The sequence below is a fragment of the Flavobacterium sp. JP2137 genome, from assembly GCF_050562195.1.
Lineage (GTDB): Bacteria > Bacteroidota > Bacteroidia > Flavobacteriales > Flavobacteriaceae > Flavobacterium.
In genome coordinates, this window is sequence record NZ_CP191647.1 from 135295 (window position 1) to 159628 (window position 24334).

The 24334-nt window shown below is 44.6% G+C and carries 26 protein-coding genes; 12 read left to right on the forward strand and 14 right to left on the reverse strand.

Annotation, left to right across the window (positions count from 1 at the left end; all coding sequences use genetic code 11):
• Position 1: 1 nt before the first annotated feature.
• The 5 genes from ACQZ43_RS00595 to ACQZ43_RS00615 are packed head-to-tail and all read right to left on the reverse strand — an operon-like array spanning position 2 to position 3113.
• Complete coding sequence (locus ACQZ43_RS00595) at positions 2–328, reverse strand: nucleotide pyrophosphohydrolase (RefSeq protein ID WP_430613877.1); 327 nt, start codon at positions 326–328, stop codon at positions 2–4.
• A gap of 15 nt (positions 329–343) precedes the next feature.
• Positions 344–544 (reverse strand): hypothetical protein, encoded by a 201-nt coding sequence (locus tag ACQZ43_RS00600; RefSeq protein WP_430613878.1) that lies wholly within the window; start codon positions 542–544, stop codon positions 344–346.
• Between the two features lies 1 nt (position 545).
• Positions 546–998, reverse strand: a complete 453-nt coding sequence (dtd, locus tag ACQZ43_RS00605) for a D-aminoacyl-tRNA deacylase (protein WP_430613879.1) — start codon at positions 996–998, stop codon at positions 546–548.
• A gap of 44 nt (positions 999–1042) precedes the next feature.
• A complete protein-coding gene (gene rsgA / locus ACQZ43_RS00610) occupies positions 1043–2005 on the reverse strand; it encodes a ribosome small subunit-dependent GTPase A (RefSeq protein ID WP_430613880.1) in 963 nt (320 codons plus the stop codon).
• A gap of 19 nt (positions 2006–2024) precedes the next feature.
• Positions 2025–3113, reverse strand: a complete 1089-nt coding sequence (locus ACQZ43_RS00615) for a chorismate mutase (RefSeq protein ID WP_430613882.1) — start codon at positions 3111–3113, stop codon at positions 2025–2027.
• Between the two features lie 185 nt (positions 3114–3298).
• Here ACQZ43_RS00615 and ACQZ43_RS00620 point away from each other — a divergent pair, with 185 nt between their 5' ends.
• The 4 genes from ACQZ43_RS00620 (at position 3299) to ACQZ43_RS00635 (ending at position 6850) form a co-directional block, all read left to right on the forward strand.
• A complete protein-coding gene (locus ACQZ43_RS00620; protein WP_430613883.1) occupies positions 3299–4135 on the forward strand; it encodes a sulfite exporter TauE/SafE family protein in 837 nt (278 codons plus the stop codon).
• Between the two features lie 3 nt (positions 4136–4138).
• Positions 4139–4528, forward strand: a complete 390-nt coding sequence (locus ACQZ43_RS00625) for a DUF1634 domain-containing protein (protein WP_430613884.1) — start codon at positions 4139–4141, stop codon at positions 4526–4528.
• A gap of 65 nt (positions 4529–4593) precedes the next feature.
• Positions 4594–5490: a gliding motility-associated ABC transporter ATP-binding subunit GldA gene (gene gldA, locus ACQZ43_RS00630; protein ID WP_430613885.1), complete on the forward strand. Its 897-nt coding sequence runs from the start codon at positions 4594–4596 to the stop codon at positions 5488–5490.
• Positions 5491–6385: 895 nt separating this feature from the next.
• Positions 6386–6850, forward strand: a complete 465-nt coding sequence (locus ACQZ43_RS00635; protein WP_430613886.1) for an Lrp/AsnC family transcriptional regulator — start codon at positions 6386–6388, stop codon at positions 6848–6850.
• 40 nt (positions 6851–6890) lie between these two features.
• On the opposite strand, the gene ACQZ43_RS00640 is transcribed toward ACQZ43_RS00635, so the two are convergent.
• From ACQZ43_RS00640 to ACQZ43_RS00675, 8 genes are all read right to left on the reverse strand, one after another.
• Complete coding sequence (locus ACQZ43_RS00640) at positions 6891–7505, reverse strand: deoxynucleoside kinase (protein WP_219289822.1); 615 nt, start codon at positions 7503–7505, stop codon at positions 6891–6893.
• Positions 7506–8297 carry a hypothetical protein gene (locus ACQZ43_RS00645; RefSeq protein ID WP_430613888.1) on the reverse strand — a complete coding sequence of 264 codons (792 nt, stop codon included), beginning with the start codon at positions 8295–8297 and terminating at the stop codon, positions 7506–7508.
• Positions 8298–8306: 9 nt separating this feature from the next.
• Entirely contained in the window at positions 8307–8792 is a 486-nt protein-coding gene (locus tag ACQZ43_RS00650; RefSeq protein ID WP_430613889.1) for a dihydrofolate reductase, read from the reverse strand.
• A 12-nt stretch (positions 8793–8804) separates the two neighbouring features.
• Complete coding sequence (locus ACQZ43_RS00655; protein WP_430613890.1) at positions 8805–9182, reverse strand: 2TM domain-containing protein; 378 nt, start codon at positions 9180–9182, stop codon at positions 8805–8807.
• A 27-nt stretch (positions 9183–9209) separates the two neighbouring features.
• On the reverse strand, positions 9210–10034 hold the full coding sequence (locus ACQZ43_RS00660) for a thymidylate synthase (RefSeq protein WP_430613891.1): 825 nt from the start codon (positions 10032–10034) through the stop codon (positions 9210–9212).
• A 107-nt stretch (positions 10035–10141) separates the two neighbouring features.
• On the reverse strand, positions 10142–10765 hold the full coding sequence (locus ACQZ43_RS00665; protein WP_430613893.1) for a bifunctional nuclease domain-containing protein: 624 nt from the start codon (positions 10763–10765) through the stop codon (positions 10142–10144).
• A gap of 92 nt (positions 10766–10857) precedes the next feature.
• A complete protein-coding gene (locus ACQZ43_RS00670) occupies positions 10858–11826 on the reverse strand; it encodes an electron transfer flavoprotein subunit alpha/FixB family protein (RefSeq protein ID WP_430613894.1) in 969 nt (322 codons plus the stop codon).
• Positions 11827–11872: 46 nt separating this feature from the next.
• Positions 11873–12619 (reverse strand): electron transfer flavoprotein subunit beta/FixA family protein, encoded by a 747-nt coding sequence (locus ACQZ43_RS00675; RefSeq protein ID WP_430613895.1) that lies wholly within the window; start codon positions 12617–12619, stop codon positions 11873–11875.
• A 621-nt stretch (positions 12620–13240) separates the two neighbouring features.
• On the opposite strand from ACQZ43_RS00675, the gene ACQZ43_RS00680 reads away from it, so the two are divergent.
• From ACQZ43_RS00680 to ACQZ43_RS00715, 8 genes are all read left to right on the forward strand, one after another.
• Positions 13241–14083: a helix-turn-helix domain-containing protein gene (locus ACQZ43_RS00680; protein ID WP_430613896.1), complete on the forward strand. Its 843-nt coding sequence runs from the start codon at positions 13241–13243 to the stop codon at positions 14081–14083.
• A gap of 288 nt (positions 14084–14371) precedes the next feature.
• Complete coding sequence (locus ACQZ43_RS00685) at positions 14372–15694, forward strand: TolC family protein (RefSeq protein WP_430613898.1); 1323 nt, start codon at positions 14372–14374, stop codon at positions 15692–15694.
• A gap of 30 nt (positions 15695–15724) precedes the next feature.
• Positions 15725–16900 (forward strand): HlyD family secretion protein, encoded by a 1176-nt coding sequence (locus ACQZ43_RS00690; protein ID WP_430613899.1) that lies wholly within the window; start codon positions 15725–15727, stop codon positions 16898–16900.
• A 5-nt stretch (positions 16901–16905) separates the two neighbouring features.
• On the forward strand, positions 16906–18468 hold the full coding sequence (locus tag ACQZ43_RS00695; protein WP_430613901.1) for a hypothetical protein: 1563 nt from the start codon (positions 16906–16908) through the stop codon (positions 18466–18468).
• Between the two features lie 10 nt (positions 18469–18478).
• Entirely contained in the window at positions 18479–19333 is an 855-nt protein-coding gene (locus ACQZ43_RS00700) for a universal stress protein (protein WP_430613902.1), read from the forward strand.
• Between the two features lie 231 nt (positions 19334–19564).
• Positions 19565–20542 carry a pyruvate dehydrogenase complex E1 component subunit beta gene (locus ACQZ43_RS00705; protein ID WP_430613903.1) on the forward strand — a complete coding sequence of 326 codons (978 nt, stop codon included), beginning with the start codon at positions 19565–19567 and terminating at the stop codon, positions 20540–20542.
• A gap of 59 nt (positions 20543–20601) precedes the next feature.
• Complete coding sequence (locus ACQZ43_RS00710; RefSeq protein ID WP_430613904.1) at positions 20602–23085, forward strand: DUF5686 family protein; 2484 nt, start codon at positions 20602–20604, stop codon at positions 23083–23085.
• A gap of 94 nt (positions 23086–23179) precedes the next feature.
• Positions 23180–23710: an inorganic diphosphatase gene (locus tag ACQZ43_RS00715; RefSeq protein WP_430613905.1), complete on the forward strand. Its 531-nt coding sequence runs from the start codon at positions 23180–23182 to the stop codon at positions 23708–23710.
• Between the two features lie 41 nt (positions 23711–23751).
• On the opposite strand, the gene ACQZ43_RS00720 is transcribed toward ACQZ43_RS00715, so the two are convergent.
• The gene (locus tag ACQZ43_RS00720) at positions 23752–24252 is read right to left on the reverse strand and encodes a DinB family protein (RefSeq protein WP_430613906.1); all 501 of its coding nucleotides are present in this window, start codon (positions 24250–24252) and stop codon (positions 23752–23754) included.
• Between the last annotated feature and the right edge of the window lie 82 nt (positions 24253–24334).

Consider the following 24334-nt stretch of genomic DNA (forward strand, 5'->3'; position numbering starts at 1 on the left):
TTTATTTTAGCTTTTCGTTGTTGTGGTGTCGGTCGTGATCGCGTTGGGTTTTAAAATCCATCTTTTTGTCGAAGGCTTGTTGCAAATCTACTCCGGTTTGATTGGCCAGACAAAGCACTACAAAAACGACATCGGCCAATTCCTCGCCCAAATCCTTGTTTTTATCGCTTTCCTTTTCCGATTGCTCGCCGTATCGCCTTGCGATAATGCGGGCCACTTCGCCCACTTCTTCGGTCAATTGAGCCATATTGGTCAATTCGTTAAAATAGCGAACACCGTGTTCTTTAATCCAACGATCCACGTCTAATTGTGCATTTCCTATATTCATAGTGTATGGGTGTTTTTATTGTTTTTTTCCAAATATTTTGTTCTTAAAAAACCGGTCATAAACCAGCATTAAAAGCATAAAGATAGCGTATTTTCCCAAAAATTTGGCCCAACAAAGGCCGTCGACCGCCCAAAGACAGGCGAAGTCGTCTGCCATCACTGCGGTTAGGATCAGGTAGATTACGGTAAACAAGCCGTATTTTTTTAAGGCTTCCATATCATTCTTTATTTTGGGAATCCATCAGTATGGTCACGGGGCCATCGTTGCACAAAGCCACTTTCATATCGGCACCAAAGCGGCCGGTTTGAACAGGGCGTCCGAGTTCTTGCTCCAACACCGCTACAAAAGCTTGGTAAAGGGGAATGGCTATATCGGGTTTCGCCGCTTTGATATACGACGGTCGATTGCCTTTTTTGGTTGCTGCGTGTAAGGTAAATTGGCTCACCACGATTAAATCTCCTTCGATGTCTCGAATCGATTTATTCATCACGCCGAGTTCATCGTTAAAAATTCTCAGGTTTAAAATTTTTGAAGACAGCCACTTGGCGTCTTCGATTTGATCGATTTCTTCGATGCCTACCAAAACCAACAGTCCGCATCCAATTTGGGCCACGCACTGTTGGTCTATGGTAACACTGGCTTCCGCAACTCTTTGAATAACTACTCTCAAGGAAATTAAATTTTATTAGCTGTTGTCATTACTCCTGCTTAACGCTATACTTCACCCCTACCATCTGCATAGATATCCGCACGATAGTGGTCGTCGTCTCCGTCGAGGATTTGCGTATAACTGCGGTATCTCGACCAGGCAATTTGATCGTTGTCCAAGGCGTCTTTAACCGCGCAATGCGGTTCTTCGCGATGCAAGCAGTTGTTGAATTTACATTGATCTTTTAGGGCAAAGAACTCCGGGAAGTAGTTCCCGACTTCAATTTTTTCCATATCGACGATACCAAAACCGCGAATTCCCGGGGTATCGATAATGCGTGCGTCAAAGGAGAGGTCGAACATTTCGGCGAAAGTAGTGGTGTGCTGTCCTTGTTGGTGTTGTTCGGAAATCACTGCTGTCTTTAAGTTCAGGGTAGGTTCAATGGCATTGATCAGGGTGGATTTGCCCACGCCGGAATGGCCGGAAAACATAGACACCTTGCCCGTCATTTTTTCTTTAATCGCGTCCAAGCCCTTTTTGGTTGTGGCAGAAGCGCGCAAACACTCATAACCGATTTGGTTGTAGGTATGCTGTAGATACAGTTGTTCGTCTAAGGTTTCGTCGTCATAGGTATCGATCTTGTTAAAGACGATGACCGTTTGAATACCGTAGGCCTCTGCCGTGACGAGAAAACGATCGATAAAGCTCGTTGTAGTCACCGGATTATTTATGGTGACCATCAAAAACACCTGATCGATATTCGATGCGATAATATGGATTTGCTTGGAGAGATTCACCGATTTCCTTACGATATAATTCTTTCGTTCTTCGATGGTATGAATCAATCCCGTGGTCACGTCTGAGGAGGTTTCCAAATCAAATTCCACCACATCACCCACCGAAATCGGGTTGGTGCTCTTAATACCTTTTATCCTAAACTTTCCCTTTATTCTACATTCGATAAAAGTTCCATCTTCGGCCTTAACCTGATACCAACTGCCTGTCGATTTATAAACGATTCCTTTCATAAGCTAGTGTACTCGCCTGTTATTTAATTTTATTAATAATTTTATCCTGTCTTTGTATGCTTTCCTGGTGAACAGCGGCATAGAATGCGGAAATAAAATCTTTTGTCAATCCTTTGGATGCCCCTTCAACGAGCATTTTCTCCAAGACAGTCACCCATCGTTGTTGCTGAAAAACGGCTACGTTTTTGACTTTTTTCAAACTGCCAATCTGATCGGCTATTTGCATTCGCTTGCCTAAGATATCCAAAATTTTGCTATCCATGTCGTCCAACTGCAAACGCAGCTGATTGATCTGCGAGAGAAACTCTTCGGTTTCGTCGGTGGAATGCCGCACTTTTAGGTGGCTCAAGATCGATTCGAGTTGGTTGGGGGTGACTTGCTGTGCGGCGTCACTCCAGGCTTTATCGGGATTGTTGTGTGTTTCGATCATCAATCCGTCGTAATTCAAATCCAGGGCTTGTTGCGACACTTCGAGTATGCGATTTCTATCGCCGGTAATGTGCGAGGGATCGCAGAAAACAGGCATATTGGGCAGCTGAGTTCTCAAATCGATCGCCAGTTGCCATTCGGGTACATTTCTATATTTGGTTTTTTCATAGGTCGAAAACCCCCTGTGAATTACGCCTAGTTTGGTCACGTCGGCGTTGATTAAACGCTCCACGCCACCGAGCCATAATCCCAAATCGGGATTCACCGGATTTTTTACCAATACGATTTTATCGGTACCTTGAAGCCTGTCGGCGATTTCCTGAACGGCGAAGGGGTTGACGGTTGTACGCGCGCCGATCCACAGCACATCGATATCGTGTGCCAAGGCGAGTTCGACGTGTTGTGCCGTCGCTATTTCGACGGCAATCTGCAAACCGGTTTCCCGCTTTACCTCTTGCAGCCACTTTAATCCAATCGCCCCCACGCCTTCGAATCCTCCGGGCCTGGTTCGCGGTTTCCAAATTCCGGCGCGAAACACCTTTACTTGCTTCGGCAGTTGCTTGGCTATAGTCATCACTTGCTCTGGGGTTTCTGCGCTACAAGGTCCTGCAATAATCAGGGGTTGTCCTTGCTCGCGAAACGCGTCCATCCAAGTATTTGTATACGTATCCCTTTCCATAGCGCAAATTTACTATATTTCTTTGTCAAAGCGTATTTAAACAAATACATATCGCAAAAAGTTTGGTCCAAATGCCCTTTATCCCGCACCGCTTTCCGGACAACTTCACAAAAAGGACTGGTTTTTAGCGCCTATTTGTTCGGAAAGTTTTAATTTTAGGGTTTCTTATTAAAAACAGGCTTTTTATGACCGTACTAACCTTTACACTTATACTGTTCTTGGGTGCTTTTTTAGCTGGTTTTATAGGTTCGCTATCCGGACTTGGCGGGGGAATCATCATCATTCCGCTGCTAACGGTATTTTTAGGTGTAGACATCCATTACGCCATCGGAACCGCTTTAGTCGCCGTAATTGCCACTTCATCGGGATCGGCCGCTGCCTATGTCAAAGAGGGGATTACCAATATGCGACTGGGTATTTTCCTGGAGATTGCCACCACGGCTGGAGCGGTAATCGGCGCATTGCTGTCGGCCATTGCTCCGACCTCCCTACTCGCGGTAGTCTTTGGTTTAACCCTGATTTTCTCGTCGATCAATTCGCTGCGAAAAAAAGAGGAACACCTGGTCTTGCACTCGAGTGCCTTAGCCGAAAAACTACTTTTACCCAGTACGTATCCTTCGGCCGACGGGACCAAGGTTGCCTATGGCACCAAAAATGTCGTTGGGGGTTTTAGCATGATGGGCGTCGCGGGAATGATGTCGGGCTTACTCGGCATCGGATCAGGTGCTTTTAAGGTAATCGCCATGGATAACATCATGAAAATACCGTTTAAGGTTTCGACCACCACCAGCAATTTTATGATGGGGGTAACCGCTATGGCCAGTTCGGTAATTTATATCCAAAAAGGCTATATCGAGCCGGCTATTTGCATGCCCGTAGTGATTGGTGTGCTCTTTGGCGCCATGACAGGTGCCCGGGTATTGGTACGCGCAAACACCAAAAAACTTCGAATATTCTTCGCTATTTTAATTCTTTTCCTCGCCGCCAATATGATATACAGCGGTATTAACGGTAAAATATAAGCCATGACCCCAGAAAAATTTACCGATCGCGATTTCCAAGCGATCATCGGAAACCTGTTGCGCTATGGGGTTTGGATTGCCCTAAGCGTAGCCCTGCTCGGCGGATTGATTTACCTCATGGGAAATCGCGCCGAAACGGTGGACTACCGCACTTTTACCGAAAACAATCGCAACCTCTTGGTGGTGGTGGAAGATATATGGATCGGTCTACGACAGGGACAAGGGGAATCCATCATTTTTTTGGGCGTACTGCTGCTCTTTCTCACACCGGTTTTGCGCATCGTACTGTCGCTAATTTCCTTTGTACTGGAGCGGGATTACCGCTATGTTTGCATTACATTAATCGTCATTGCCATTATAGCCTTGAGCATTTCTTTTGGATTTTCCCATTAATTGTGGTGCATCTATTTTTTTAAGCAGTCAAAATAATTACATTTGTTTCCAAATCCACCCGTAGTATGTCTATAGTAGTTGAGAATATCAGTAAGTTTTATGGCGATCAAAAAGCCTTGGATTCCATTTCTTTTTCCATTGTAAAAGGGGAAATTGTCGGATTTTTAGGACCCAATGGCGCTGGAAAATCGACCTTGATGAAAATCTTAACCACCTATCTCAACAAAGACGGGGGTCAAGCGCAAATAAACGGGTTTGATTTGGATAAGGACACCCGTTCGATTCAAAAATCGGTGGGTTATTTAGCCGAGCATAACCCCTTGTATCTCGACCTGTACGTACGCGAATACTTAGCGTATAACGCAGCGCTGTACAAGGTGGCTTCCAGCAGAATCGAGGAAGTAATACAGCTGACAGGATTGAGTCCGGAATCGCATAAAAAAATCGGACAACTCTCCAAGGGATACCGTCAGCGAGTTGGCTTGGCTACGGCCTTGCTACACGATCCAGAAGTATTGATTCTCGACGAACCCACCACAGGACTCGACCCCAACCAATTGGTAGAGATTCGCGAACTGATTAAAAACATCGGCAAAAACAAAACCGTCTTTCTCTCGACGCATATTATGCAAGAGGTCGAAGCCCTTTGTGAACGGGTGATTATCATTAAAAAGGGTCAAATTGTCGCCGATGAAAAACTCGACAGCATGCTCGAAAAAAACAGCGAACAACTCATAGCGGTTGAATTTGACTTTAAAATTGAAGAGCAATTTATCTTGCGTATTCCCCAATTGATCCGCGCCAAGAACATACACGACACCCAATGGGAACTGACCTTTGAAGCCGGCGAAGATCAACGATCTTTGGTTTATGATTTCGCGCAGCAACAGGGCTTAAAAACACTTTCCCTACATGTGAAAAATAAAAATTTAGAACATTTATTTCGCGAGCTCACCCAATAGTAGGCAGATGCGACGATTCACGAGACCGCTGAAAGCCCCCATTTTGCCGCGTGAAAGCGGCATTTTTAGCGTCAATCCAGCATCTTGGTCGCAGTCGGATTGCGTCTGGACTGCCTCGTCATCGTCCAATGGCGAAAGGGGTCGCGCGCTGTAAGTAAGGACGAGCAAAACTCCATGCCCCAAAAACTAAAGCGTGTTGACCGCTGATTTCTCGAAAGATGTGAGCGATTGACAAATCGAGCCCCATCAAGAAGCCGCTGCCCCAAGTGCGGTCCGAAAACAAGTCCCTTTTCCCAAGTCAGCTAAACGACAACTGCGGTTTTTTCTTTTAGACCGGCTGACTTATTTTGTCTCTGTTCAGTTAAATATAAAACTTTACCCCTTTAAAGAACCCTTGGTTGTACAAATCGCGTTTTGTACAGTCTCATATCAAGCCGGCAAAAAACCCTTTTAAAGTATACGAACCGGCTTTGTCAACGGGCTAAGCCCCTCTTTGAATAATCTCGCCCCCTAGAACGACGGTTATAAAAAGGGACAAAAAATACAGCACAAAAACATTAATCCCAATAATTTAACCAATAATACAATCGTTTACCTATTTTACAACACAGCGATTTGCTATAACACTAAATATCCCGTTTAAAAAACATTAGGTTGTATTATTTAGCCTAACAATATTATTTTTTAACATTTTACCACTATTACTATCAAAAACACTTTTTTTAGACTATTACGCTAAAAAACAGTTAACAATCAAATACAATAATGAAATATTAAGCGAAAAAAGATTAATAAGACACCTTCTCTACTAAAATCGCTAGATCGATTGGGTTCATTTTCCATGTAATTTATTGTATTTTTGAAACGAAAACCACCTATTAACACCCAAAAAAATATGACATTACTTGATTCTATTGACAAAAAACTGCTTTTTGAGTTGCAGCTAGACAGCAAGCAATCCATCAAACAATTAGCAGAAAAAGTCAATCTGTCTGTTACCCCGGTTCACGAACGCATCAAAAAGTTGGAATCGTCGGGTATTATTAAAAATTATGCAGCGATAATTGACCCGACCTTGTTGGGAAAAAAGCTTTTGGTGTATTGCCAAGTAACGTTGGTCAAGCACCACGGAATACTGTTTGAGGAATTCGAAGACTATGTTACCAATCTCGAAGAAGTCTTGGAGGCTTCTTATATTGCGGGTAGTTATGATTTTTTGTTAAAACTCCTTTTAGACGACATGGAGTCTTACCAAAATTTTGTGGTACACAAGATTTCGCAATTGGAAATCATTTCACAGATCAAGAGTTCCTTTGTCATTCGAACCATTAAAAACACCTCGATTGTCAATTGCCTGTAAAATCAAATAAGCCACATTACTGTGGCTTATTTTTTTATGTTTAGAACAGGCCGTTAATTTCGGCGTCGATACGATTGATAATGCTTCCCAAATCTTCGGGATCATCGACAAAATTGATTTGATCCACATCGATGATCAAGAGTTTCCCCTTGTTATAGGTTTGGATCCAAGCTTCGTAACGCTCGTTTAATCGGTTGAGGTATTCAATGGAAATCGAGTTTTCATAGTCTCTGCCCCTTTTATGAATTTGCGCTACCAGGTTAGGGATTGAGCTGCGCAGGTAGATCAATAAGTCTGGTGCTCCAACCAATTCTTCCATCATTTCAAATAGAGACGTATAGTTTTCGTAATCCCTATTGGACATCAGACCCATGGCGTGTAAATTGGGAGCAAAGATATGGGCATCTTCATATATGGTTCTATCCTGTATGGTTTTGCTACCACTTTGACGAATTTTTAAAACCTGCCTAAATCGGCTGTTTAAAAAGTAGATTTGCAAATTAAAAGACCAACGATCCATCTTGTGGTAGAAGTCGTCCAAATACGGATTGTCTACAACATCTTCAAAATGCGGTTCCCACCTATAATGTTTGGCCAATAATTTAGTAAGTGTCGTTTTTCCGGCTCCGATATTTCCAGCGATAGCTATATGCATTTAGGGTAGAGTTATAAGGTAATTTTTAATTTCTAGATCGGTAAAAATACTCAAAATTTGGGTGTTAAAAAAGAAAGCTGAAATGCTTTTTTCCCTTAAATCGATTCGACTGGAAATACCCGAGGGTAAATCCAAGTAATAGAGTTGATTATCGTTTATGTATAAGATTTTGTCTTTATTGATTATCTGAATCCTGTCAAAAGGTGGCAGGGTGTACGGTTGTTTTACCTTGCCGTAGATATCGCTATAAAAGAGTTTGTTGTCTTTAGAAATCCAATAAAAGTAGTTGACATCGGAACTGCGGTAAATCACCGGTTCTAAAAAGGCGGTGGTCAGGGATTGGAAAACCAGGGTTTGCAAGGAGAGTTGCCCCAATTGATTGGTGGCATCGTCCCAGAGCCACAAGCGGTTTTGAGAGCTCATGCCGACGTAGGCTGGAATCAATTGCGGATTGGCGTCTGCCAAGCGAATGGTTTTGATGGGTGCCAGTTCCTTGTCCAACAACACCACGGTATTGAAACGCTTGTAAAAGAGAGACAATTGCATGGGATTGACCAGGTCGACAAAATCGAGTGGTCCCAGACTTAGGTTTTGATATTCGCGCTGGGCATTGCCCCGCTTTTCCACCAAAACGTGGTCTTTGACGAAATAACTGGAATTAAAGATGTTTTTGCCTATAAAATGGGCACCCGCTGCCGCTTCCGCATCGAGGTAGACCGCTGTTATGGGCTTTTGAGCCCAACACGGACTCAGCAGCAATAGTCCGAAAAAAAGCGTCCAAATCCCTTTCATAGTCGTCGGTTATTTTCTGACCCAGGTTTGAAAGCTAAAGGCATATTGGTGTTTTTCATCCACGGGATGTGTAACCTCCGAAAACAATTTCCAAGTATTGGCATCCAATACGGGAAAAAAGGTATCGGCATCAAAGCTGTGATGCACGCGAGTCAGTTCTATTTTATCGGCAAAAGGCAGGGCTTCTCTATAGATTTCCCCACCGCCAATCACAAATACATCGTCTTGTCCTTGGGCTAGTTTTAACGCGGCTTCCAAACTCCCGACGACCAAGCAGTCTTCGGGTGCGCTATAGTTTTCATTTCTAGTAATGATCAGGTGTTTGCGGTTGGGCAAAGGCTTTGGAAACGTTTCAAAGGTCTTGCGTCCCATGATGATGTAATGGCCGGAGGTCAGACTCTTAAAGTGCTTAAAATCGTCGGGCAAATGCCACAACAATTGTCCGTCCTTACCCAATGCTTCATTTGTTGCAGCCGCTGCGACTAGAATAATCATATCGGTTTGTTTTTAGATGGGACGCTCGGGTGAATCGTTGGGAAGTTCGGGTGTAGAAACCGGGAATTCGCGGGCTACTTGTTGCTCCAGTTGTTCGCGGCGCTTGAGTTGTTTTTCCATGAGCTTATCAATTTGAGTGCGCTCCCACTTTTTATTCATAAATCGATTGACAATCAATACGTTGATGGCGTGTAGCAAAAACAGCAATGCCCAAATAGAGGTTGCCCATAAATACCATTTGACCGTTTTATCCTGCACGAGGTATTCGTTGGCGACATACAAAAAAATACTGCCTAAAACAAAAACAACCAAGTGAAAGAAGAGCCATTTTTTTTGCTTTACTCGAATACGAGCATCTTCATAAAGTTCGTGTTGTACGGGATCCATCATGCGGCAAGAATTTTAAAAGTTGAACAATTATACGGCAACAGCTCCTTTAATAGGTGGATGTGGGTCGTAGTTTTCCAAGGAAAAATCCTCCCATTTAAAAGAGAAAATATCTTTGATTTCGGGGTTTAATTTCATGGTCGGCAGCGGTTTTGCCTCGCGCGACAATTGGAGTTCGATTTGCTCGATGTGGTTGTTGTAGATGTGTACATCACCGAAGGTATGTATAAAATCTCCGTATTCTAAATCGCAAACCTGCGCCACCATCATGGCGAATAACGCATAAGAGGCCATATTAAACGGCACGCCTAAAAACACGTCGGCACTGCGTTGATAGAGCTGACAAGACAGCTTCCCCTCGGCTACGTAAAACTGAAAAAACGAATGGCAGGGCGGCAAAGCAGCCTTTCCATTGGCGACATTTTCAGAAAAGGAGCGGGAGGTATCGGGCATCACACTTGGGTTCCAAGCCGTCACCATCATCCTTCTGCTGTTGGGGTTGTTTTTGATCGTATCGATAAGCTCGGTGATTTGGTCGATTCCTTCGCCGTTCCAGTTTCGCCATTGGAAACCGTAAACCGGTCCTAGGTCGCCGTTTTCATCGGCCCATTCGTCCCAAATTTTAACGCCGTTTTCCTTTAAATAGGCAATATTGGTATCGCCTTTTAAAAACCAAAGCAGCTCGTGAATAATCGATTTTAAGTGGACTTTCTTGGTGGTTACCAAGGGAAATCCCGCGCTGAGGTCGAAGCGCATTTGATAGCCAAATATGCTTTTAGTGCCCGTTCCGGTACGGTCGCCCTTTTGAACGCCGCGATCGACCACCTCTCGGACCAAATCTAAATATTGTTTCATCGTTCGATACTATTTTTTATAAGCTCCTAGGCCAAAGCCTCGTTATTGTCTGTCTCATTCCTACCCTTTCCAAACGGCGGTTACCGCACGTATGCTTATCGAAACCGCTACAGTTCTCTCTTGGAGACTTCGTCTCGGAGTTTGGCCGCCTTTTCATAATCCTCTTTTAAAACGGCATTTTCCAATAACTCATAGAGTTCAGAAAGGCTGTAATGGGCGTAATCGCCTGCTTTTCTGGTTTGCTCTTCCGCTACGTCCGATTTAAAATCGCTGTCGTCTTCTAGTGGTCCGTCGGTTTGCATCGCATCTAGAGAGGTGGATTTCAGAATAATTCCCGCCTTGTCCAAGATGTTTTTATAGGTAAATATCGGTGCATAAAAACGTATGGCCAAAGCGATTGCGTCGGATGTACGGGCATCGATAATCTCCTCTATACCATCGCGTTCGCAAATGATGCTGGAAAAGAAAATCCCGTCTACCAATTTATGTATAATGACCTGCTTGACGACAATGTCGAAGCGGTCGGCAAAATTCTTAAACAAATCGTGTGTTAACGGGCGTGGGGGTTTGATTTCCTTTTCTATGGCAATAGCAATGGACTGCGCCTCAAAAGCACCGATAACAATAGGTAATTTGCGCTCGCCTTCTACTTCATTTAAGATTAGAGCGTAAGCTCCATTTTGCGTATGGCTATACGAAATTCCTTTAATACTAAGTTTTACTAAACTCATAACTCATATTTATAATCACAACAAGGGCTGTCTAACAAAGATAGTAATTTCTTCATTTAGACAGCCCTTTAATATTAGACTAAATCGAAAATCTACGAATTCTTCGCTTTGAATTCTTTTAGCTTTTCAATTAATTTGGGTACAATATCAAAAGCATCTCCTACTACACCGTAGTCGGCTACTTTAAAGAAAGGTGCTTCGGGATCGGAGTTGATTACCACTTTCACCTTAGACGCGTTGATTCCGGCTATGTGCTGGATTGCTCCAGAGATACCAATAGCGATATACAAGTTGGCAGCTACGGGTTTTCCCGTTTGTCCAACGTGTTCTTCGTGAGGTCTCCAATCCAAGTCAGATACCGGTTTAGAACAAGCTGTAGCCGCTCCTAAAACGGAAGCCAACTCTTCGATCATTCCCCAGTTTTCCGGTCCTTTTAGTCCACGTCCGGCAGAAACTACGACATCTGCATCTGCGATGGTCACTTTTCCGCTGGTTTTTTCTACGCTTTCCACTTTTAAGCTAAAGTCCGCATGGTTTAAAGACGGTGAAAAATCTTCTGCAGCTGCAGGACCATTGGCCTCTACAAGTCCGAAAGAGTTTTTACCCAAGGCGATTACCTTTACGTCCGAATTGATTTCGGTATGGTTGAAGGCCTTGTTGGAAAAAGCGGTTCTCTTTACTACAAAAGGGTTGGTGCTCTCTGGCAAAGCCACCACGTTTGAGGCATATCCCGCATCCAAGCCTACAGCCAAGATTGGAGCCAAATACAAACTATCGGTAGAAGAGGATAAAACCACTAATTTCGACGATTCTTTTTGTGCAGCTTGTTTAACCACATCGGCATAAGCCTTAGCGTTAAAAGCCTTGAGTTGGTCGTTGGTTACTTTTAATACTTTATCGACTCCGTAGTTCGCCAATTCGCTCACATCGGAGATATTTACCGTAACGGCCGTAACTGTAGTGCTCATGGTTTCTGCTACTTTCTTCGCATAAGACGCCAGCTCTAAAGCTACTTTTTTAAATTTTCCTTCTGCTGATTCAGCATATATTAAAATAGACATATTCTTAATTTTAATGATGGTATAATTATTATTTACTAAATGTAGATTAGATTACTTTCGCTTCGTTGTGCAATAAGTTCACCAGTTCATCTAAATTGTCTGCGCTCACCAATTTCACAGCGGATTTCGGTGCCGGTTTTTCAAAGCGAATCACTTTGGTAGCCGCTACAGTTGCGATCGGTTCTACTATGGTTAAAGCCTTGGTTCTAGCCGTCATGATTCCGCGCATATTCGGGATTCTCAAATCTTTTTCTTCTACAATTCCCTTTTGTCCACCTACAACTAAAGGTAGGCTTGCAGCAATGGTTTCTTTACCTCCGTCGATTTCGCGAATCGCTTTTGCCGCAGTACCGTCTACTTCTAAACCGATACAAGCGTTTACAAAGTCAAAGCCCAAAAGCGAAGCCAACATACCCGGAACCATAGCCCCATTGTAGTCCAAGGACTCCTTTCCTGCGATAACCAAGTCAAAAGACCCGTTTTTTACCACTTCGGCCAATTGTTTTGCCACAAACAAACCGTCTGTAGGTACTGCATTTACGCGAATCGCCTCATCTGCTCCGATAGCCAACGCCTTGCGCAAGGTAGCTTCCGTTTCCGGTCCGCCTACATTGACTACAGTAACTTGAGCGCCTTGTTTTTCTTTAAACCAAATAGCACGTGTTAAACCAAACTCATCATTGGGATTCACAACAAACTGAACACCGTTGGTATCAAATTCTGAATCTCCATTCGCAAAATTAATCTTGGAAGTAGTATCAGGCACATGGCTGATGCAAACTAATATTTTCATTTTATATACGTTTATGTGTTTACAATTTTCTAGGAACGAAAATAATCATTTATTTTTAAATATTTACTATGCAAGCATATAAAAATGTTTTTTAAGGGCCTTTTTGGTCGTTTCTGCGCGCTTTTTTATCAAAAATCGCTTTTGGGGAGCGCTTTCTCCGCTCGGCGATTCGCGTTGTTGCAGGAGGAAGTAGCCGACAAAAACCGATGTACAGCCCGCGGCTATCCGCTTCCATTTCAAGCAGTTTTTCGACGGCCACCCTCCGAAGCGCGCTGCGCAGATTGCGAAAAAGCGCCAGGGAGCAAATGCAAAAAAACACTTGCCGCCAATGGATTTAGCCTTATATTTATGGACTGTTTGCCGCATTAAAAAATTATTAAATGTTTTACAAGCCGTTTGGAACACCGCTTTTTGCAGTACAAAATCAACGGTGGCAACGGGTGTAAATCGCAAAAAAGCCGAGAATCGCGGGTCAAAAACCTATTTTCAACGCGAATGCGCTCGACAAACAGCAGATTAATAGCACTAAATGCGAAGCAATACGGGATTCGACAGCCAACAGCTGCGCATACTGCTGCAGGCAACCATGCGGGGTCCGATTCCGCTATAAAACGATTCGAGATGTTTACAATTTACGACGAGGTTTTTTTCTTTGACAAAGTCAAAATTGGCGATTCCTTTCGCCCGAGATCCATTTCCTATATATTGGTTTACCGGGGCACGCTGACCGTGGAACTAAACGGTTTTAAAAGTGTGTACCAAGCGGGGAATATCGCGCTGATTTCATCGGAAAACCTCTATAAAATCAATGATTACAGCCGGGACCTTTCGGTCTACTTTATCTCGACCGACCGCGAGAAAATCCGACAAAAAATCAGCCTTAATTTCAATCGTTACTACGTGTACCGCATTACTTTTATGGAGAAGAAAGGTGCCATGCTCTATTTTGAACCCGAAGAATTTGCGCATCTCATATCCCTGGCCCAGCAGCTGGCCTTTTACATCAACAACGAAAAATCGGCTTTATTCCGCCAGGAAGTCACTACCGCTTTATTCTCCGCTTTGATCTATATCACCGCGGGAAAGCTGCTCGAAAACACCCAAAACCCCTCCCTATACAATTCGAGAAAAGAGCAAATCACCCTAGCTTTTATCGAAAGCCTCAACAAAAATTTTCGAACGGAGCGCGGACTGCAATTTTATGCCGACGAGCAATTCGTCTCTATAAAATACCTGTCCAATAGCGTGCGAGAAGTTACGGGTATTCCCCCGTCCAAATTTATAGACGACGCCCTGATCAACGAATCTAAAACGCTGTTGTTAAACTCCAAAGACCCGATCAACCTCATCGCTAGTCAACTTCACTTTTCCGACCAATACGCCTTTGGCAAATACTTTAAAAAACACAGCGGTCTCAGTCCTAAAAACTTTAAGGCCTTCAATAAATTAGTCGATACCTTTTAGCCTTAAAATTTCACTACCACTGCACCGCTTCACAACAGCGCAACTAGCTGCGCTTATAAGCAGCTGTTTGAGCTGGGTTTTGCAGCTGTCTTGTGGTTTGCTACTACTCCACTCGTAGACATCTGGATTTTGCATTCCCCTATTCCTCACTCTTTTACCGCTAATTTCCGCTAGTCCGTTTTTAAAGATGCGGCCTACATGATACCATTTGAACCTCTTTTCGCACCTTCTCAACCTTTTTTAGACCGGCCGCTTTACCGAACTTTGCCCCAACAAATACATCGACAAATGAATAGAATACGGACGGCTATACTCATGATCAGCGGGAGTTTTTTCACAGGCCTACCCGCTGCCTTAGCGCAGACCACAAACTCCAAGACCATAACGGTTGATCAGCTCTTTCAACTGGTCAAAGAAAACCACCCCAGCTTAAAGTCCCTCGCGATGAACCCGGTGATTGCTGCCCAAAACATTAAGGTAGCCAAAAATCAATTTCTACCGGAAATATCGGCAAATTTACAGGCTTCTTATCTGGGTGATGGCCGTATTATCGATCGGGATTTTTCCCATTCGACCACGGTGGAAATGCCGCACTTTGGCAATCAGTTCACCCTCGAAGCCAAGCAGCTGATTTGGAAGGGAAATGCGGTAAAAAACAACATCAAAATACTGGGGCTACGCGAGGAAGTGGCCGCTTTAAATTACGAAGCCAACGAGCAAAAAATCAAATTGCTGACCCTGGGTTATTACCTGGATCTGTACCAAGCCCATAACCAAGAAAAGGTGTATCAGAAAAACATGGAATTGGCAGCACAGCGCTTGATCAACATCCGCAGGTTTTACGAAGAAGGCATGGTGACCCGAAACGACGTCATCCGCGGAGAGTTGCAATTATCCCATTTAAAACTCGCTTTGGAAGTGGTGCACAACAACCAACAGATCCTCAACAAACAGCTCGTTATGGCATTGGGACTAGATGCCCATACGACGATCAGCCCCGACGAGTCCCTGTCGGACAAGGTGCTGTTGCTACCGGATCTCGCCTCGGACCAAGCGGCTATTAAAAACCATCCCGCGGTACAGCAAACACAAAGGGTGGTGGAGCTGCAGGAGGTATCGGAAAAAATCGTCAAATCGGAGGTGCTGCCGTCTTTGGTTGCCTTTGCCGGCAACAGTCTTCAGCGCCCCATCACTACGGTAAGCCCCGCCCTGGACATGTATGCCAACGGCTGGACCGCGGGATTGGCCCTTAGTTTTGACCTGGACGCGCTCTACAAATCGTCGCGAAAACTCGGGTTGCACCAACTCGAAAGAGAACAGGCCCTGTACGAAGTCCGCGAAGTGGAGCAGTTGATCGACGTAGCGGTAAACACCGCCTATATAAAGTATCAGGAGGCCTTGTCGCAGCACAAAACCCTCGAGCTCAACACCGCTTTAACCGCGGAAAACTACCGCATTATGGAGAGTAAATACAACAACCAACTCGCGATACTCTTAGACCTAATCGACGCCAGCAACGCCAAATTAGATACGGAATTGCAGTTTGCCAATTCGGAAATCAACATCATATACGCTTACTACAAAATAGCTAAAGAAGCCGGTCGTCTCTAAGTGACACCGCAACAAAACAGCCTTTTAACGATGACAAATCAAGAACTACAAACGGAAACCACCGAAGAAACCGTCGATGCTCTTACGGCAGCAACGGATACCACCGCTGAAAAAAAGAATAAAAAAACCGCTAAAAAATCAAAATTGACGACAAAGCTGATCAATACGGCCGTGTTTATAGCGGTATTGGGTGGATTACTTTGGGTGATCAAGGCCTATTTCAACATCGGCAACGACAACTACACCAATGCCGCCCAGGTGGAATCGTATATCAATCCGATCAACACCCGCGTTTCTGCCTATATCAAAGAAATCCGATTTACAGAACACCAGGTGGTACAGCAGGGCGACACCCTGATCGTGCTTGACGACCGCGAGCTCCTCACTCAATTGGGGCAAGCGGAGGCGCAATACATGGCGGCTTTGGCATCTAAAAACGCCACGGCGAGCTCGGTACTCACCGCAGCCAACAACGTTCATACTGCCGCGGCCAACGTGCAGGTGGCTCAGGCTCAAATCGAGGTGGCTCAGGCAAAGCTTTGGAATGCGGAACAAAACTTTAACCGTTACCGCAACCTGCTGAAAGACGAGGCGGTGAGCAAGCAGCAATACGACCAGATACAGACCGAATTCAACACCCAAAAAGCCCAGTTGGAGATGCAGATTTCCCAATACCGATCAATCATCAACAGCAAAGCCAGCAGCGAGCTGCTCGTCGGTGAGGTGCAAGCGAAATTGGGATTGAACGAAGCGGAAATACTGCGGGCAAAAAGCGCCTTAGACATGGCGAAGCTCAACCTGTCGTATACGGTGATTACCGCGCCTACCGACGGCATTATGGGAAGGCGTATGGTCAATATCGGTCAGCTGTTAACCGCGAGTCAACAGGTGGCGACCTTGGTCGATTCCAATCGGGTGTGGGTCACGGCCAACTATCGCGAAGGCCAGTTGCAAAACGTCGTATTAGGCGGCTTGGTGCAGATCTCCGTTGACGCCTTGGGCGGCAGAGAATACGAGGGGGTGGTTAGCGCGATTTCCGGCGCCACCGGTGCGCGCTATTCCGCCATACCGGTAGATAATGCTACCGGCAATTTTGTCAAAGTACAACAGCGATTTCCCGTTCGCATTGAATTTACCACAAACAATTCGACTCCCGACCTCAAAGAGCTGCGCGCGGGTATGAATGTCGAAGTCCATTTAAAATAAAAAAAATGTATAACAAAGGGCCTTTTGCCAATTGGGTACCCAAACCCGTGATGCTGCTCTTGCTGCTGCTGATCTTGTTTCCCACCCTATCCATATCTGGGGTGTATGTGAGCAATGCGACCGATATTTCCGGAGCCCTGGCCACCTATACCGAGTTTGTCGCCTTGGCCAACAACGCCTTGGCCATCGGCATGGGAATCAGCATACCGGTGGTATTGCGCTTTAAAATGCGCTTCCACACCAAAAAACTCGTCTGCAGCAGCGCGATTATACTGGCGGTACTTTCGTATATGAACGGCACTACCGATCACCCTTATGTATTGGTAGCAGGGAGTTTTTTAATCGGATTTTTTAAGATGTTCTTGATGATGGAGGTCGTTTTGCCGCTGATGTTTATCATTACACCCACTGGTGATCGCGGGCGGTTTTACGCGGTTTTCTACCCGATTTCCATAGGCTTTACGCAGTTTTCGTCCTATTACTTTGCCGAGCAAATCGCGGCGAGCAACTACCAATCGCCTTACTTAATCATGAGTATACTGATGCTTTGCATAGCGCTTATTTCCCTGGTATTTCAGCACAACGATCGCTTTAGCTTTAAAACACCGCTCTATCAAATCGACTGGCTTTCCATGCTGTTAATCGGCATATCTGCCATGGGTTTTAACGTGTTTTTCACCTTCCTCAAACAACAGGCTTGGCGGGCTTCCAACGTTACAACTTGGGCTTTTATCGCCGGTATTGTCTTTTTGTCGCTGACGATTTACCGGCAGAAATTCCTCAAGAGGAAACTGTTTAAATTCGATCTTTTCTACAAGAGAACCAACGTATGGCACGGTTTGATCTTGCTGGTTTTTATGGGTATATTCCTGTCGACGACCACCCTGTTTACCAACTATACCATCGCGGTATTGGGCTACAACAACCTGATCAACGCCTCCTCCAATTTATGGATGATACCCGGGATCATTGCCGCGGGAATTTATGCCTTTTACAGCTTTAAAAACAATTGGAACATCAAGTATTACATCGCCTCGGGCTTTATCGCTTTTTTTGTGCACACCTTGAGTTTGTATCTGCTGATTCAGCCCCAGATGAATATAGCGTACCTCGAATATGCCCTGATATGGAAAGGTCTTGGCATGGGGATTCTGTTTATCGGAATATGGTTTTACGCTTCTGTGGGCATTGCGATGGACGATATGTTTGGCGTGATGAGTCTCTTGTTGATGTTCCGCTCCTTTTTAGTTACCGCCATGGGCACTGCTCTTTTGAGTTGGGCGGTTTATCTGGGACAATGGCAAAGTCTGGCCGACCTTTCGCTCTACCTCGACAGCAGTGCCCTGGGCAATGGCTTGGCGCTGTATCCCAATCTCAGCCTCCAAGCGGCTATGGCCTCGACCAAAACGGTCTTAGGCGCGCTATGCTGGATGATTGTTCCGATTTTAACCTTCGTACTCACCCATTCCTACGGCCATTTTAACTACCGCCGTGCCGTGCTGTTAAAAAGGGTCATCAACGGCAGCAGCATTAAGGGATACCGCATCAAATCGACCAAAAAAAACTAAACCGTTCGCCATGAAAAAAATATTATTTCTGACCGATTTTTCAGACCTCGCCGACCAAGCCTACCGCTACGCCTTGTCACTTGCCGAAAAGATAACGGCCGAAATTCACATTCTACACGTGGTTCCCATCATAGAAGCCACGGATCTAGAAGAGCAGCAACGCATACACCCGTTTGCCGAGTTTTACAAGGAAAATCTGGAAGCCCAACAGTGGCAAGCCTTTCAGGATGAAGTTAAAAGGCTGGAACAAATAGCCTTGGCGAATGACCAATGGGATGTGCCGGTGTACTTTCACTTTGAGAAAGGCTATTTTCAAGAGATCGCCTTGGATTACACTAGCGAAAAGGGAATTAACCTGGTGGTAATGGGTACGGCGGGATCAAAAACCTTGGATGCACAGCTCTTTGGCACCCACACTTCCAAGCTGATCGACGCCTTGCAGATCCCCGTGCTCGCCATACCGCAACGCGCGATCTATGCTGCGATGAGAAACTTTGCCACCGCGGTTTTGCTCACCAAAAACGAAATCCCCTTAATCGCACAGTTAAAAAAACAATTGGCCCCCTTTCAAAAGCCCTTTACCTGTGTACACATTGCCGCGACCGCCAAAGAAGCGGCCAACGCTCATAACAGGGCAACGGCTTGGTTGGAGCAGCTGTCCGATCAGGACATTCAACTGCACATACTCAACGAGACCGACAGCATCTGCGGCCTAAAAAAATACGTCAGCGAGCAGCACATAGACGTGCTCTGTTTGCTGCATCGCAACTTGAGTGTGGTACAGCGGTTTTTTAAGACCAATTACACCAAAAACCTGTTACAGCAGTCGGAAACCGCCTTGCTCATCTATCCGAGTTCGCTGTGATAGCTCGTGCTTTTAAGGCCGTGCTCCCGGCGTTGGCAACCGGTTTAGGCGCTACTTAAATATAGGTTTTATTTGAAAGAAAAACAAGGCATCGCGATCAAAATCAGTGGTAAAAAGCCAAAGCGCCGTTAAAGAATGACCGGCGACGGAAGTGCGAATTCATATTTGTAGGATTAGTAAATTAATTTATTTATTTTTGTCAACCTTATAAATTACGGAAACAGAAAAATTATGAGAACGATTCAATTTAGAGAAGCGATATGTGAAGCGATGAGCGAGGAAATGCGCCGCGACGAAACGATATATTTAATGGGCGAAGAGGTTGCAGAATACAATGGGGCTTATAAGGCATCCAAGGGTATGCTCGACGAATTCGGACCGAAAAGAGTTATAGATACCCCGATTGCAGAATTGGGCTTTGCAGGAATAGCGGTAGGGTCTGCCATGAACGGCAACCGTCCTATAGTAGAGTTTATGACGTTCAACTTCTCCTTGGTTGGGATTGATCAAATCATCAATAATGCAGCGAAAATGCGTCAGATGTCTGGCGGTCAATTTCCGATGCCGATCGTATTTAGAGGACCAACGGCTTCTGCCGGACAATTGGGAGCAACCCACTCACAGGCTTTTGAAAACTGGTTTGCCAACACTCCGGGTTTAAAAGTAGTGGTTCCTTCGAACCCTTATGATGCGAAAGGACTATTGAAAGCAGCGATCAGAGATAATGACCCTGTGATTTTTATGGAATCCGAGCAAATGTATGGCGACAAAGGCGAAGTGCCTGATGGGGAATACATCATTCCATTGGGTGTAGCCGAAATCAAAAGAGCAGGAACAGACGTAACCATCGTTTCCTTTGGAAAAATCATTAAGGAAGCCTATATCGCAGCTGAAGCTTTGGCAAAAGAAGGTATTTCTTGTGAGATTATCGATTTGAGAACGGTGCGTCCTATGGATCACGCCACCATATTAACCTCCGTTAAGAAAACCAACCGCTTAGTGGTCTTGGAAGAGGCTTGGCCTTTTGCCAGTGTCGCTTCGGAAATCACCTATATCGTACAGGAGCAAGCCTTCGATTATTTGGACGCTCCTATACAGCGAATTACAACAGCAGATACCCCTGCGCCTTATTCACCAGAACTTCTCAGAGAGTGGTTGCCCAATTCTGAAGACGTTATTAAAGCCGTGAAAAAAGTCGCTTACAAATAACAAAATTACCTTACCTTTGAAACTCCATCTAACGATGGAGTTTTTTTATTGCTACTCTTATGAAAAAGGTAATCATTCTCATGATCATTGCTTGGTGTTGCCCTCTTTTAGTGCAGGCTCAAACAAAAGCCAGCGGACAAATTAAAGACAAAAACAACGAAGCCGTTCCCTACTCCAGCGTGTATTTTAAAAATTCCACTCAGGGTGTCATCGCCAATGAATCGGGTAAGTTTTATTTAGAATCACAAAACAATTACGACACCTTGGTCGTGAGTTTTATCGGTTATAAAACCAAGGAAATCGTCTTGCCCAAAAGGAGCAATCTCGACTTAAACCTAACCTTGGAAGAAGACAACCTCTTGGCCGAGGTAAAGATCTATACGGGGAAGACCTCTAAAAAGGACAATCCGGCCTTGGATATCTTGCGCAAAATATGGGCTCGTAAAAAGCAAAACGGCCTACACATGTTTAAGCAATACGAATACGACAAATATGAAAAAGTGGAGTTTGACATGAACTCCATAGACAGTGCCTTTACCAAAAAGCGCATTTTCAAAGGCATGGAATTTATCTTTGACCACGTAGACACTTCGAGTATCACGGGTAAGACGTACTTGCCTATTTTTATCAATGAGCGCATCAGCAAGGTCTATGGCGACAATGTGCGTGCAAAGAATATCGAAAAGACCGAAGCCAATAAAAACTCGGGTTTCAATACCAATCAGCACATCATTGCTTTTATCAAAGACCTGTATGCCGACTACGACATTTACAACAACTACCTCAAGTTTTTCGACAAGGACTTCGTGAGTCCGCTGTCGCGTACGGGAATCAACGTTTACAACTATATACTGGCAGACAGTGCCTATATCGACAACAAGTGGTGTTACAACATCGTTTATTACCCGCGCAGAAAAAACGAACTGACCTTTAAGGGGGATTTCTGGGTTAACGACAGCACCTTTGCCATTAAAAAAATCAATTTAGAGGCGAGTAAAGGCGCCAATATCAACTGGGTTAAGGACATTTATATCGAACAGGAGTTTGACGTGTTAAACGACTCGGTGTTCCTGTTGACCAAAGATTATATGATGTCTGACTTTAGCCTGTCCAAAAAGGAGAAATCCAAGGGGGTTTACGGCAAGCGAACGACTTATTACCACAACCACGTCTTTGACAAGGAGAAGGAAGACGGTTTCTACAAGGAGGAAGTCAACGATTACAACGAAGCCATCTACACCAAGTCGGATGAGTTTTGGCAGGAATACCGCTTTGAGCCGTTGAGCAAAGACGAATTGGGCATTTACAAAATGCTGGATACGCTGCAGACCGTGCGTCGTTTTAAGCAGCTTTTTAACGTGGGAACCGTATTGGCCAGCGGCTATATACAGATGGGTCAATTTGACTATGGTCCTATCTTTTCGTCTTTTGGCTATAATGATGTGGAGGGCATTCGACTGCGCACCGGTGGGCGAACCTATTTTGGTCCGAACGACAAATGGCGACTGGAAGGCTATACGGCTTATGGATTTAAAGACGGTCAGTTTAAATACGGGCTTTCCGGGAAAATTTTATTAAACTCGCCCAATCGACTTATACTCTATGGAGGAAACCGCCGCGATATCGAACAAATTGGGGTGAGCCTAACGGAAACCAACAATATATTGGGGCGCAGTTTTGCCTCGAGTTCCCTATTTGCCAGCGGAGACAACTCCAAATTGACTTCGATTAACCTCACTACAGTAGGACTGGAGATCGAACCGGTTAAAAACTTAAAGTTCTCTTCTACCTTTAGTTTTAGAACCTTAAAATCGGCTTCGGAGACCTTTAGCTTGGATTATTATCTCGACAAGGACAACGGCATTACCAAAGACAATGTCACCCAATCCGAGGTGAGTTTATCCGTAGACTATACGCCGAAAAGGCGCACCATTGGCGTGGGTGTAGACCGAACGGATGTCGATCAAAACTACACCCATGTTTTTGTCAATTACAGCCAAGGCTTGCAAGGGGTATTCAACAGTGATTTCGATTACCAACGCCTGCAACTGTATTACAGACAACCGCTGTTATTAGGTGGTTTTGGCCGATTGACCACGACCTTTGAGGCGGGAAAAACCTTTGGCGAAGTCCCCTTAGGCTTGCTCAACGTAGTGCCGGGGAACCAGTCGTACTTTTTAATCGAGAACGCCTATAGCCTAGTGAACTACTACGAATTTGTTACCGACGAATACCTATCCCTTCACTTTGAGCACAACTTCAACGGAAGGTTGTTTTCGAGAATCCCGTATTTCAGGGATTTGAACTTGCGCGAAATCATCGGAATCAAAGGGGTATACGGGCGCATATCCGACCAAAACATCGCATTAAGCGCCTCTAATATCGTATATAGAGCGCCGGAAGATGTGTACTGGGAATACCACGTGGGTATCGGAAATATTTTTAAATTTTTTAGGATTGATTTTTCGTGGAGAGGTAATTATTTAGACTTGCCCGACGCAAAACGCTTTGGTGTGAAGGGATCTTTTGGATTCTATTTCTAACAAATTGCTAATAATGACTTTAAAGCTTGGTATAAAGTAGGATTTAACTTATTTTTGCGCTCCAATTAAAAGATGAAGAACTAAAGATATTACTATGAATAATAATTTTGAAAGTTTCGATGCGTTTGTCGAAATCCCAACGGGAAGTAGAAATAAATACGAATACGACTTTGATCTTAAGAGACTGCGTTTTGACCGTCTTTTATATTCTGCTATGCGATATCCTGCGGATTACGGGTTTATTCCGGAAACTTTGGCTTTGGATGGCGACCCCTTGGACGTATTGGTTTTGGTAACGGAGCCTACGATTCCCGGATTGGTTGTTGAAGTAAAACCCGTAGGTATTTTCTATATGGAAGACGATAAAGGTCCGGATGAAAAAATCTTATGTGTACCGGTTTCTGATCCGATTATGAATCAATTAAACGACATACAAGACGTAAATGAGCACTTCAAAAAAGAAGTGGAGCATTTTTTCCAAGTATATAAAGATTTAGAGAACAAAAAAGTAATCACCAACGGATTTGGCGACAAAGCAGCAGCAATTGCGATGATCAAAGAATGTACAGACCGTTTTGACAACTTGGAAAACAAACCGGAAGGCTTGTTTAGCATCCGTTTCTAATTCTACACCGCATTAAAATCCGCTCTATCGAGCGGATTTTTTTATTCTAAATAGCGTTGTATAATGATGTCCATGTGATGCAAGCTGTGTCCGGCTATGATAAAACCGATGTCTTCCACGGTTAGTTCGGTATCGGCAACGCGTCCGCATCGCTGTAAGTCGGCCGGTTCAAAACCGTCGAACTGAAAGCGTATGCTCTCCATCAGCAATATGTATTCATACATCAAGGCCTCCCCACTTTTATGTCCGACCACCGCCAGATCGGCATAGGCATTCTCGTCGAAGCCAAAGATCGGTTGTGCGTCTTGACGCGCCAAGTGCAGGGCGCGGTAACTAAAGATTCGCTCGGCGTCGATACAGTGTTGTATCAGTTGTTTTAAGTCCCACTTCTCGGGCGCATAGCGGTAGGTCCACTTATCCACGGCCGATACGATTTCGAGTATTTTTTTGACCACATTGATGCGATCGAGCAAAACACTTTGCACGGTTTTGTCTTGAAATCTAGCGATGTACCCCGTATACGGTTGCTTGGTTGTTGTCATTGAAAGGCGTTTATCCTATAAATATCCGAGAAAAAACGGCAATAAAAAAATATCGCGTTTAAAAAAAGCGGCACTCCTGTGG

What these genes read in the sequence shown, in the direction of transcription:
- ACQZ43_RS00595 (WP_430613877.1), bottom strand. Translation starts at nt 328, where the DNA reads ATGAATATAGGAAATGCACAATTAGACGTGGATCGTTGGATTAAAGAA.
- ACQZ43_RS00600 (WP_430613878.1), bottom strand. Translation starts at nt 544, where the DNA reads ATGGAAGCCTTAAAAAAATACGGCTTGTTTACCGTAATCTACCTGATC.
- rsgA (WP_430613880.1), bottom strand. Translation starts at nt 2,005, where the DNA reads ATGAAAGGAATCGTTTATAAATCGACAGGCAGTTGGTATCAGGTTAAG.
- ACQZ43_RS00615 (WP_430613882.1), bottom strand. Translation starts at nt 3,113, where the DNA reads ATGGAAAGGGATACGTATACAAATACTTGGATGGACGCGTTTCGCGAG.
- ACQZ43_RS00620 (WP_430613883.1), top strand. Translation starts at nt 3,299, where the DNA reads ATGACCGTACTAACCTTTACACTTATACTGTTCTTGGGTGCTTTTTTA.
- ACQZ43_RS00625 (WP_430613884.1), top strand. Translation starts at nt 4,139, where the DNA reads ATGACCCCAGAAAAATTTACCGATCGCGATTTCCAAGCGATCATCGGA.
- gldA (WP_430613885.1), top strand. Translation starts at nt 4,594, where the DNA reads ATGTCTATAGTAGTTGAGAATATCAGTAAGTTTTATGGCGATCAAAAA.
- ACQZ43_RS00635 (WP_430613886.1), top strand. Translation starts at nt 6,386, where the DNA reads ATGACATTACTTGATTCTATTGACAAAAAACTGCTTTTTGAGTTGCAG.
- ACQZ43_RS00640 (WP_219289822.1), bottom strand. Translation starts at nt 7,505, where the DNA reads ATGCATATAGCTATCGCTGGAAATATCGGAGCCGGAAAAACGACACTT.
- ACQZ43_RS00645 (WP_430613888.1), bottom strand. Translation starts at nt 8,297, where the DNA reads ATGAAAGGGATTTGGACGCTTTTTTTCGGACTATTGCTGCTGAGTCCG.
- ACQZ43_RS00650 (WP_430613889.1), bottom strand. Translation starts at nt 8,792, where the DNA reads ATGATTATTCTAGTCGCAGCGGCTGCAACAAATGAAGCATTGGGTAAG.
- ACQZ43_RS00655 (WP_430613890.1), bottom strand. Translation starts at nt 9,182, where the DNA reads ATGATGGATCCCGTACAACACGAACTTTATGAAGATGCTCGTATTCGA.
- ACQZ43_RS00660 (WP_430613891.1), bottom strand. Translation starts at nt 10,034, where the DNA reads ATGAAACAATATTTAGATTTGGTCCGAGAGGTGGTCGATCGCGGCGTT.
- ACQZ43_RS00665 (WP_430613893.1), bottom strand. Translation starts at nt 10,765, where the DNA reads ATGAGTTTAGTAAAACTTAGTATTAAAGGAATTTCGTATAGCCATACG.
- ACQZ43_RS00670 (WP_430613894.1), bottom strand. Translation starts at nt 11,826, where the DNA reads ATGTCTATTTTAATATATGCTGAATCAGCAGAAGGAAAATTTAAAAAA.
- ACQZ43_RS00675 (WP_430613895.1), bottom strand. Translation starts at nt 12,619, where the DNA reads ATGAAAATATTAGTTTGCATCAGCCATGTGCCTGATACTACTTCCAAG.
- ACQZ43_RS00680 (WP_430613896.1), top strand. Translation starts at nt 13,241, where the DNA reads ATGTTTACAATTTACGACGAGGTTTTTTTCTTTGACAAAGTCAAAATT.
- ACQZ43_RS00685 (WP_430613898.1), top strand. Translation starts at nt 14,372, where the DNA reads ATGAATAGAATACGGACGGCTATACTCATGATCAGCGGGAGTTTTTTC.
- ACQZ43_RS00690 (WP_430613899.1), top strand. Translation starts at nt 15,725, where the DNA reads ATGACAAATCAAGAACTACAAACGGAAACCACCGAAGAAACCGTCGAT.
- ACQZ43_RS00695 (WP_430613901.1), top strand. Translation starts at nt 16,906, where the DNA reads ATGTATAACAAAGGGCCTTTTGCCAATTGGGTACCCAAACCCGTGATG.
- ACQZ43_RS00700 (WP_430613902.1), top strand. Translation starts at nt 18,479, where the DNA reads ATGAAAAAAATATTATTTCTGACCGATTTTTCAGACCTCGCCGACCAA.
- ACQZ43_RS00705 (WP_430613903.1), top strand. Translation starts at nt 19,565, where the DNA reads ATGAGAACGATTCAATTTAGAGAAGCGATATGTGAAGCGATGAGCGAG.
- ACQZ43_RS00710 (WP_430613904.1), top strand. Translation starts at nt 20,602, where the DNA reads ATGAAAAAGGTAATCATTCTCATGATCATTGCTTGGTGTTGCCCTCTT.
- ACQZ43_RS00715 (WP_430613905.1), top strand. Translation starts at nt 23,180, where the DNA reads ATGAATAATAATTTTGAAAGTTTCGATGCGTTTGTCGAAATCCCAACG.
- ACQZ43_RS00720 (WP_430613906.1), bottom strand. Translation starts at nt 24,252, where the DNA reads ATGACAACAACCAAGCAACCGTATACGGGGTACATCGCTAGATTTCAA.